Origin of the sequence: Pseudomonas sp. RIT-562 (assembly GCF_026241895.1) — a bacterium.
GTDB lineage: Bacteria > Pseudomonadota > Gammaproteobacteria > Pseudomonadales > Pseudomonadaceae > Aquipseudomonas > Aquipseudomonas mandelii_F.
In genome coordinates this window covers 1-10,194 of the sequence record NZ_JAPJIV010000041.1, presented here as the reverse complement: position 1 = coordinate 10,194, position 10,194 = coordinate 1, and the positions used below count along the sequence as shown (strand labels likewise).

At 58.0% G+C, this 10,194-nt stretch carries 6 protein-coding genes and 1 rRNA gene; 4 read left to right on the top strand and 3 right to left on the bottom strand.

Features of this window, described 5'->3' with window-relative positions:
* Positions 1 to 19: 19 nt before the first annotated feature.
* Together ORL50_RS28590 and ORL50_RS28585 are read left to right on the top strand one after the other, a co-directional pair.
* Positions 20 to 4,690 (top strand): immunoglobulin-like domain-containing protein, encoded by a 4,671-nt coding sequence (locus tag ORL50_RS28590; RefSeq protein WP_266020041.1) that lies wholly within the window; start codon positions 20 to 22, stop codon positions 4,688 to 4,690.
* Between the two features lie 147 nt (positions 4,691 to 4,837).
* Positions 4,838 to 5,176: a tryptophan synthase subunit beta gene (locus ORL50_RS28585; RefSeq protein WP_266020039.1), complete on the top strand. Its 339-nt coding sequence runs from the start codon at positions 4,838 to 4,840 to the stop codon at positions 5,174 to 5,176.
* Between the two features lie 52 nt (positions 5,177 to 5,228).
* On the opposite strand, the gene lapD is transcribed toward ORL50_RS28585, so the two are convergent.
* Both lapD and lapG read right to left on the bottom strand, forming a co-directional pair.
* Entirely contained in the window at positions 5,229 to 7,175 is a 1,947-nt protein-coding gene (gene lapD, locus ORL50_RS28580; protein WP_266020037.1) for a cyclic di-GMP receptor LapD, read from the bottom strand.
* A gap of 14 nt (positions 7,176 to 7,189) precedes the next feature.
* Positions 7,190 to 7,882 (bottom strand): cysteine protease LapG, encoded by a 693-nt coding sequence (gene lapG, locus ORL50_RS28575; RefSeq protein WP_266020035.1) that lies wholly within the window; start codon positions 7,880 to 7,882, stop codon positions 7,190 to 7,192.
* Between the two features lie 189 nt (positions 7,883 to 8,071).
* Between lapG and ORL50_RS28570 the strand changes: the two genes are divergently transcribed.
* Both ORL50_RS28570 and ORL50_RS28565 read left to right on the top strand, forming a co-directional pair.
* A complete protein-coding gene (locus tag ORL50_RS28570) occupies positions 8,072 to 8,782 on the top strand; it encodes a GntR family transcriptional regulator (protein WP_266020033.1) in 711 nt (236 codons plus the stop codon).
* Between the two features lie 106 nt (positions 8,783 to 8,888).
* Positions 8,889 to 9,890 (top strand): DUF4880 domain-containing protein, encoded by a 1,002-nt coding sequence (locus ORL50_RS28565; RefSeq protein ID WP_266020032.1) that lies wholly within the window; start codon positions 8,889 to 8,891, stop codon positions 9,888 to 9,890.
* 88 nt (positions 9,891 to 9,978) lie between these two features.
* Here the strand turns inward: ORL50_RS28565 and rrf are convergent.
* A 5S ribosomal RNA gene (gene rrf, locus ORL50_RS28560) occupies positions 9,979 to 10,094 on the bottom strand.
* Positions 10,095 to 10,194 lie beyond the last annotated feature (100 nt).

Below are 10,194 nucleotides of genomic sequence, written 5' to 3'. Positions count from 1 at the left end.
AAACGCGGTGCAAACCGCTGTGACCGACGAACCTACCGGTCAAGGCGATGCCGTTGGCATCACCATCACCGGTAACGGTCCAGTCCTGGAAAACCAGGGCGCAGCCTTCACCATCAAGCTCGACAAGGCTCAAAACCAGCCGGTTACTGTGACCCTGAGCAACGGCAAAACCGTAGTCTTTGCAGTTGGTGAAACCGAGAAGGTCCACACCCTGGATCCGCAAGGCGATGACGTCTACAAAGACGGCGGCACCGTATCCCTGAGCATCACCGGTGCCACCTCGAACGGCGCAGCGCTGGAGAACCCAACCATCGGTGGCCCAGCGTCGGTGACCATCGGCGACACCACCAGTGAAGTGTTTGCGACCCTGACCGCAGACAAAACCACTGTGGCGGAAGGCGGCCAAGTCACCTACACCGTGACCTTGACCACCAGCACCGGCTTGCCGATCAACAATCACCCTGAGCTGACCTTCAAGCTCACCGACGGCACCTTTATCAAAGTGCCGGCGAACAGCGTCACAGGCCAGACGACCATCACTGTTGCCGATGACATCTCGGTCGGCGGCCAGCCAACCATCGTCAACAAGCTGGTATCGGTGACCGGTGCGGACACCTACGAGAAACTGACCCTGGGTCAAAACGCGGTGCAAACCGCTGTGACCGACGAACCTACCGGTCAAGGCGACGCGGTCGGCATCACCATCACCGGTAACGGCCCAGTCCTGGAAAACCAAGGCGCAGCCTTCACCATCAAGCTCGACAAAGCTCAGCTTCAGCCGGTTACTGTGACGTTGAGCAACGGCAAAACCGTGGTCTTTGCAGCTGGTGAAACCGAGAAGGTCCACACCCTGGATCCGCAAGGCGATGACGTCTACAAAGATGGCGGCACTGCACAACTGGGCATTACTGGCGCCACCTCGAACGGCGCTGCGCTGGAAAAACCATCTATCGGTGGCCCAGCGACAGTGACCATCAATGACACCACCAGTGAAGTCATCGCCAAGCTGACCGTGGATAAAACCACGGTGGCCGAAGGCGGTCAGATCACCTACACCGTGACCTTGACCACCAGCACCGGTTTGCCGATCAACAATCACGAGGCGATGAGCTTTACCCTGAGCGACAACAAGATCATCAACATCGCCGCCAACGCCACCTCTGGTTCGTTGCTGGTAAACATCGCGGATGACGTCTACACCGGCGGCCAGCCTTCGCTGGTGAACAAGCTCGAATCCGTCTCCGGCGGCAGCGCGAAATTTGAACAGCTGACCCTCGACAAGACCCCGTTGACCACCACGGTCACCGACGAGCCTGCAGGCCAAGGCGACAAAGTCACCGTGGGCATCACTGGCGATGCTTCAGTCGTTGAAGGCCAGGCAGCGCACTACACGCTGAACCTGAGCAACACCTCCCACGGCGAAGTGACTGTTACCCTGAAATACACCGGCACAGCGGCCAACGGCGTGGACTTCCAGGGTGTGACCACGGTTAAGATCCCGGCAAACAGCAATGGCGTCGGTTTTGATATCTCGACCATCAACGACAAGCTGGTGGAGGGTTCCGAGAACTTCGTAATCACCATCGACAGCGTCGCTGGCGGTAATTTCGAGAACATCGCGGTCGACCCTACGAAATCCAGCGTCACTACCACCATCGTCGACAATGACCATGCACCGGTTGCGGTAAGCGGCGGTGTTACCGGCATTGAAGACAATGATCTGGTGCTGACGTGGGCCAACTTCCAAACCACCGACGTCGATAATGACAGCCCTCTGAGCATCACCATTACGGACATCGCCGGTCGTGGCGACCTGATGTTCAACGGTGCAGCGGGCTGGGTGAAGGTCGCGGCAGGCCAAGTCATCAGCCAAGCCGATATCGCCAGCGGTAAATTGAAGTTTGTACCGGTAGGCAACGAGTCCGGTGCTGACGGTTACGGCGGCACGGGTATTGGCAACAAGGCAGCTGACTACGCGCAGATCAAGTTCAAGCCTACCGACGGTTCCAATCAGGGCAATGAAGCGACACTCAAAGTCGACATCACTCCTGTGGCTGACAGACCTACATTGACTGTCGACAGCAACGCCGTGACCTCGACTGGCCTGCTCAAGGAAGTCTGGACCAACCTGTCCGGCCTGAGCGCAGGTTATGACGGTAGCGTCGGCAGTGGCGCGGCAACCGCCACCCTGAAGTCGGTGATCGATGCGGCGAAAAACCCGAACAGCACCAGTATCTCGACCAACGTGCAGTCCAGCGGCGATGTCGTCGCGGGTACCGCATCGAAAACTTCTGGCCTGATCTACCTGGAAGCTGGCAAGACCTACACCTTCAGTGGCAGCGCGGACGATAGTCTGCTGGTGACCATTGGTGGCAAAGAGGTAGCCAGCGCACTGTGGGGTAAAGGTGGAGCCATTTCCGGTACAGGCTTCAAGCCGACTACCAGCGGCTACTACACCATCGACATCTACCACCACAACCAGAGTGGTCCGGGCAGCTATGACGTCAACCTGTCGATCAACGGCGCAGCCGCTGTTGACCTGAACAGTTCCGGGATTCCGCTGTACACCGGAGTGGCCAACCTGGCCGCATCCGGCGTGACGGTTTCCGACCTGCACGGCACCAACGGTGAAGGTTACTACGAGGGCTACAAGCTCAACGAAGGCGCGGAAAACGGCAGTGTACACCTGTCGAAAATCACCACCGCACTCACCGATACCGATGGTTCGGAAAGCCTCAGTGTGACCATCAGCGGCTTCCCGAAAGGCATGGTGCTGAGCGACGACGCGGGCCACAGCTGGACTGTGGGTACCGATGGATCGGCGACGGTAACTGGCTGGAACCTGGCTAACCTGACCCTGACGCCGCCGGCTTACTACAACGGTAAGTTCGACCTCACTGTAACCTCGACTTCCACCGAGCAACTGGGTGGATCGGCTTCGAGTACGGCGACGATTCCGGTCACCATTTACCCGGCCACCTACAACCCGATCACCCTGACTGCGGGCGACGACGTTCAGGACGGCACCTTTGGCAACGACATCATCGTGGCGGACATCGCCGGGCTGACGACGACACCGGGTCAGAACTACAACATCGCCTTCATGGTCGACAGTTCGAGCAGCATGAGCTCCAGCTCCGTGACATCGGCCAAGAACTCGCTGATCGCGGTGTTCACCTCGCTGATCGCCAGCGCTACATCACAAGGCGCGAACCCGGGTACCGTGAAGGTGTTCCTGGTGGACTTCGATACCCAGGTGAACAAATCGATCTCGGTCGACTTGTCGAGCAAGGGCGCGCTGGAGGCCTTGAAGACCGTGCTCGATAGCATGAAATCCGGTGGCTGGACCAACTACGAGGACGTGTTCAAGACCACGGCCAACTGGTTCCACAGCGACGACGCAAAGAGCAACTCCGGCGCGACGAACCTGACTTACTTCATCACTGATGGTGAGCCAACTGCCTACACCTCGTACGAGGTGGCGAATCCAAAAGTCGTAGACTACTGGTCAAACAACACCAGCGATATCAACCTCGACAGCCTGATGAAAGCGGGTGATTACACGCCTGGTACCGCGTTCAATACGATGATCGGCGGCAAACTTCGGACGCTGGTAGATGCCAACGGCAACGTATACAAATGGACCCAGGATTCCGGCGGAAACTGGTCACCCTCGAAGGTCGATAGCAGCTTGAGGATTCATGCCCAAGGCGACGGCACCTACGAACTGTCTTATAACGACGGCGAAGGCAGGGTCGATCGCAACAGTGCCCGGGATGCAGGTCTGGCCCTCGCCCTGTTCGCGGCGGCCAACTCCACAGTACAGGCCATCGGCCTGAACAATGGAGTGTCCGAAAGCGATCTGGCTCCGTACAACACGACCAAAGGCAAACCGCTGGCCAACATCAACCCTGATGACCTGGCTAACGCGATCCTCGGCCACAGCGAGGCGACATTGCCTGGCAGCGACACCATTAACGGCGGCGATGGCAACGACATCATCTTCGGCGACCTGGTGAGCTTCGATGGCGTGACGGGCGAGGGCTACACCGCGCTGCAAGCGTTCGTCGGCCAGGCAACGGGTGTCGAAACCAACAAGGTCACCCCAAGCAACGTGCACCAGTTCGTAACCGAGAACTACAAAGCGTTCGACATGTCCGGTGCCCATGATGGTGCTGATACTCTGCTGGGCAGTGCTGGCGACGACATCATCTTCGGCCAGGGCGGCGACGACAAACTGTACGGCGGCAGTGGCAACGACATACTGCTCGGCGGAACCGGCAACGACCTGCTCGATGGTGGCGATGGCAATGACATCCTGATGGGTGGCAAAGGCAACGACACTCTGATCGGCGGTTTGGGTGGCGATACCTTCGTCTGGAAAGCAGGCGACACTGGTAACGACGTGATCAAGGACTTCAAGGCCGCCGAAGGTGACCGTATCGACCTGCGTGACTTGTTGCAGGGCGAGACCGGCAGCACCATCGACAACTTCCTGAAGATCACCACATCGGGTGGCGTGTCGTCCCTGGAAGTGAACACTGCTGGCAAGTTCAACAGTAACGACGCCGCAGCGGCCAAGGCCGATGTGACGATCAAGCTGGAAGGCAACAACTGGTCCACCGCCAACCTGCACAACCTGATTGCCGGTAGCGATCCGACCATCAAGGTTGATCACAACAACAGCTGATAGCCAGCGGATGGCCGCCCAAACCGGGCGGCCATCACGTTTGCGACAATCACCCCGGTGACGATTTCGTCGTCGCACCGCATACTCGTGCGCAGTTGGCCTATGCTGCTGACAGCATGACGCTGGTCCATTTCTGAGGGATGCTCAATGTTTTACGTGCAACGCGATGCGCAAGGCCAATTAGTGCGCGTGGAAGCGGCGGCTTACGCCGAGGCCACCGAAACGCTGCCCGCTGATCATCATGAGATCCAGGCGTGGTACGCCAACGAAGTGATGGAAGTCAGTCTCAAGCAACTCAAGCAGAGCGACCTGGAAATGATCCGGGTACTTGATGACTTGATACAGGTGCTGACCAGCAAGGGCGTGATTCGGGTGACGGACCTGCCGGCGGCTGCGCAGGCCAAGCTTATGGACCGGACCCAGGCGCGTGAGGCGTTGGGTGGCTTGAGCCATCTAATTGATGATGAAGAGACGGGGTTGATTTAGGCCTGTTCTAAAAGCAAAAGATCGCAGGCTGCGATCTTTTTGCTATCCACCCTTACTTCCAAGGTTTGGGCTCACCAAACAACTGCCCCTGCACCCCATAAAGCCCCATCTCGCGAATCACCGACAACTCCCCTTCAGTCTCGACCCGCTCAGCAATCAGCGGCAGGTCAATGCTGTGCGCAGCTCGCTGGATTGCCTCGATGAATAGTCGCTTGTCACCCTCCTGATCAATCGCCCGTATGTAGCTGCCATCGATCTTCAGGTAGGCCAAACCGAGTCGCGCAAGGTTGCCGATCATGCTGAAGCGCCCGCCAAACCGTTGCAGGCTGAGGGAGAAACCCAGCTCGCGCAATCGCTTGGTCAGCTGCTCAAGCACAGCCTGCTCGGGAATCTGTTCCTCGCCGATTTCCAGGGTCAGGCGCGGCCCCATATTCGAATGGGTGCGCAGGATGTCGAAAACCTTGTTCAACATCTGTGGATCCGCCAGGGTGGCCGAGGACAGGTTCAGCGCCAGTGATTCGTCATGACCGGCCATTTGTTCCAGCACCAGCTCCAACATCAGTCGGTCCAGGCGTGCAGTCCAGCCAAAGCGCTCCAGCCAGGGCAGGAAACGTCCGGCGGGGATGGTTTGGCCCTGATCGTCGATCAACCGTGACAACACCTTGTAGTGCAGCACCAACTGCGGATCCTGGCTGGCGACTACCGGCTGGAAGTAAAGCTGCAGGCCGCGATTCGTCAACGCCTGATCGAGCAGGTTGTGCCAGGCATGATGGTCATCCCCGACGCGAGATGATGCGCTGTGTTCCAGGCACGCCCAGCTCGGCTCACCCTGGGTTTCCGCCTGTGCCAGTGCCTGGTCGGCCAAACCGATGACCGCTTGGGGCGAGTCGCCATGAACAAAGGGTGCCAGCCCCAGAGAGGCTACCGAGGCCACATCGGTGGCACCGGTGGCATGCAGGCTTGCCAAGGCGCTGTCGAGATTGCGCGCCAATTGCAGCGCTTCATCTCGCACCAGCCCCGGGGCCAGCACGGCAAACTCTCCGCCGCGAATCCGGGTGACCAGATTGTGGGTCTCCGGATACTTGGCGCATTCGCGGGACAGCTGCTCGCCGACGGCTATCAACAACTCGTCGGTGCGTTGACCGCCCAGACGCTGATTCAACCCGGCAAGGTCCTTGACCCGCAGCAACAGCAGATAACCTGAGCTGGCTTGCTCCGGGTTGCTCACCCGGGCATTCAACTGCATCTCGAAATAGCGCCGATTGGCCAAGCCCGTCAGGTTGTCCTGGTATGACTCGATGCGCAATTTTTCACTGCGCTCGGCCTGCTCCTGGAACAGCGCCTTGAGTTTCTCGACCATCTGGTTCATGGCCTGGACGACGCGGCGCAATTCGGGGGTGCGCGGCAGATCCGGCAGGCTGAGGAATTCACGCCGGGCAATGGCATGGGATTGCTTGACCATATAGTCGAGGGGTTTCAATTGCCGACGCAGCAGCAACGCGCCCAAGACCGCACTGACAGCGCCGCACAACAGCAACCAGCCGAGGCTTCCCAGTGCGCTTTGCCACAGCTTGGCCAAGGCGAACATCGGGTGGCTGACGACTTCCACGCGCGCCGCCTGCTCCCAGCCACGGCTGACGATCGCATCACCACCGGCTGGCTCCAGACCGATCAGCTTGACGAACCAGTCGGGCACGTTGTTCACCGCAGGAATGCCGGTGCGTTCCACGATGACGTTGTCATTGCTGACGTCTATCACCCGAATGCTCGCGTAGTAACCGCTATCGAAGATGGAGCTGACCAGCAACTCGACCATCGCCGGATCATCAATATTAGGCGTCAGGGACAACGCCAGCGCCGTTGCCGCATCCTGGGCGTGGGAGCGCAATTGATTGACGTATTGGGTCCGTGAACTTTCCAGGCTCACCATGAAGCTGCCAGTGAAAGCGACCACCAGGAACAGACAGATAGCGATCAAAAGCTGTTTAAACAAAGACATCTGAGCGCGTGCTCCTAGTTAGTCGTCTCGACCGGAAAACCTTCGGCCTGCATTTTCTTCAACACATCCTGCCACCGGGACAGGCGTTTGGTGTCGCTGACTTTCTTGTTGCCCTTGGCTCCCGGCAGGTACAACCCTTCTGCGTTGAAAGAGTAGACCGGCAACAGGTCGGTTCGTTGGCTCGCGGGCTTGATTGCATCGATCAAGCTGTCGAGCACCAACGGCATCGCCTCGGGACTCGAGTAGTAGGTCAATACCATATGCGCGCGATTTTGGCGCAGGGCCTTGACGTAGGTAATGCGCAGCTTGTCACTGGAAACTCCGAGATGGCGCAGACTGAAATACTTGGCGATCGCATAGTCTTCGCAATCTCCTGCACCTTTCCACAGCGCTTCGACGGGAGTTTCCCAATAATCGACCTCGCGCCACAGGTCGATATCCTCGACGTATCGCACTTTGCGGTTGAAGAACTGATTAACCAGATTTAGCTGTTCGAGCTCACCGACCTGTTTTTGCGTAGCCAATAAATGCTGCCAGGCGTCAATGCGTTGCTGTCCTTCGCCTAATGGGCCGTACAATGCCTGGGCCCGGCGACTGATCAGCGAAAAATCCCAATCGGCATGCAGGCCGCCCAGCATGACGCCAGCCAGCAGCAGGGCGCATGAGAGCCAGCGCAAAGTCCGAGGGATCGCGAAACGTACCGCCAATGCGAGGCATCCAGATCAGGCAAATGGAATTCGGTTGATGGTGAAGGTTAGCCCGGCAAAAGACAATGGCACGATGAGATCACTGATAGCGCGCTAAACTTTCAGGGCGACTGCTGGTTTGACAACATGTCCGGCAGTCACTAGTGTCAATTTGGATCCAATCACTTTAAAACTTATTCAGGGTGCGTTGTGACACAAAAGCCCAACCCTCTCGGCAGTATCAAGATCAACGCGCCAATCCCCGCGCACATGGCCCGCGCAGTGATTGAAGAAACCTTGCGCTCGGCGATTCTCGACGGCCGAATCCCCTGTGGCACTGCATTGCGTCAACAGGACCTGGCGGACTTCTTCGGGGTTAGCCGGATGCCGGTTCGCGAAGCGTTGCGTCAGCTTGAAGCGCAGTCGCTGCTGAGTGTCATCGCCCACAAGGGTGCGGTTGTCGCGCCGCTGGTTCAGGGGGATGCAGTGGAAACCTATGCGCTGCGCATTCTGCTCGAGTCAGAAGCTTTACGCCTGTCGATCCCGCTGCTTACCGCGGACGACATTGAGCAGGCTGCGCGCCATATCGATGATCTTGAGACGGAGCGCGAATTTACCGAAATCGGTCGTCTCAATCGCCTCTTTCACATGGCGCTCTACAGCAAGGCACCCAACCGCCGCCTACTGCGTCTGGTGGAAGATGGACTGAATGAAGAGGAACGCTTCCTGCGTTTTAACCTGGAGGCGATGAACCTGGGTGAGTTATCTCAGGAGGACCACCGCGCGCTTTTACGAGCAGTCGAGAACCGTGATGCCGAAGGTTCAGTGCGCTTGCTTGAGCAGCATCTCAACCGTGCGGTAGAAGTTATCACGCGCTACCTCAATACGCCTGAAGCGCTGAACCAGAGTCGCTCAAAATAAGGGCGACCGCTGTAACTCGACAGGAGCATGCCGATTAGTTGCACAATCTGTTAGCAGTGAAAGACAATGCGACTAATTATCATTGTGTCGTCCAGGCAGCCGTAGCATGTCTTCATCCCCGTTGGCAGTACAGGTGCCTGATCAGTATGTCGTGAGACAGGCCATTCACTGGCTCCTGCGCTTGCGCAACAACGCTGGTAATAAGCGGCTGCGCCAGCAATGCGAGGTGTGGCGTGCAGAGCGCAAAGAGCACGAACTGGCTTGGCAACGGGTCAAGTCACTGCAGGCCGAGCTGAACAGCGATTTATGCGCTGAGACCGGCGAGAATCCCTCTATTACATCCACAGCCAGCGTCCCACCTTTAGGTCGCCGACAAGCCCTGAAGATATTCTCGGGCGCCCTAATAATGGGTTCGGCAGCATGGTTGGCCAAGGACACCTACCTTTGGCAACAGTGTACTGCCGACTTCTCCACCGCCATCGGCGAACGGCGAGGTTTCCAGCTGCCTGACGGCACTCGACTCGAGCTCAATACCGCCAGTGCTGCGGACCTGAACTACACCCCTCACCAGCGCCTGATCAAACTGACCCGGGGCGAGATCCTCGTAACTTGCGGCGGGATCGATCAAGCAGCCTCGTTTGATCGTCCGTTACGAGTGCAAAGTAGTCATGGAATATTCGAGGGGGTGGATGCTCGGTATGTGCTTCTTCAAGAACCCAGCTGCACCCGACTTAGCGTAACCGCCGGCAAGGTAATCATTCATTCGCCTGCGTCAGCCACCGGTGTGCTCGTTGAGGTGGCTGCGGGGCAGAGTTATCTGATCGATCATCGACAGGCGCGGCTGGCGCCATTGTCAGACCTGGAGGCCGGTGCCTGGATAGACGGCCTGATCGTTCCGCGCAATATGCGTCTAGCGGACTTCCTGAAAGAACTGAGCCGCCATCGCAGCGGTCATCTGAGCTGCGCTGCGGACATTGCCGACCTGCGACTGACCGGGGCGTTTCGCCTGGATGATACTGATCGGGTGCTCGCTGACCTCGTACAGACCCTTCCGATCCAGCTGCACTATCGCACCCGCTGGTGGGTGTCCGTACAGCGCCGGGCCTGAATCACCAGGCGTGGACGGGTTGTATTTTAAATGCTGTAAAACGACAAAACCCCTGTCTGCGTTAGCAGACAGGGGTTTCGGAATTCAATCTTGACGATGACCTACTCTCACATGGGGAAACCCCACACTACCATCGGCGATGCATCGTTTCACTGCTGAGTTCGGGATGGGATCAGGTGGTTCCAATGCTCTATGGTCGTCAAGAAATTCTGTGACCCGCCCGTTACAGCAGTAACGTGCAGGTGAAAATTGGTGACTTCTACTAAAAACAAAACCCCTACCTGCATACGCAGATAGGGGTTTC

What these genes read in the sequence shown, in the direction of transcription:
- ORL50_RS28585 (WP_266020039.1), top strand. Translation starts at nt 4,838, where the DNA reads ATGTTTTACGTGCAACGCGATGCGCAAGGCCAATTAGTGCGCGTGGAA.
- lapD (WP_266020037.1), bottom strand. Translation starts at nt 7,175, where the DNA reads ATGTCTTTGTTTAAACAGCTTTTGATCGCTATCTGTCTGTTCCTGGTG.
- ORL50_RS28565 (WP_266020032.1), top strand. Translation starts at nt 8,889, where the DNA reads ATGTCTTCATCCCCGTTGGCAGTACAGGTGCCTGATCAGTATGTCGTG.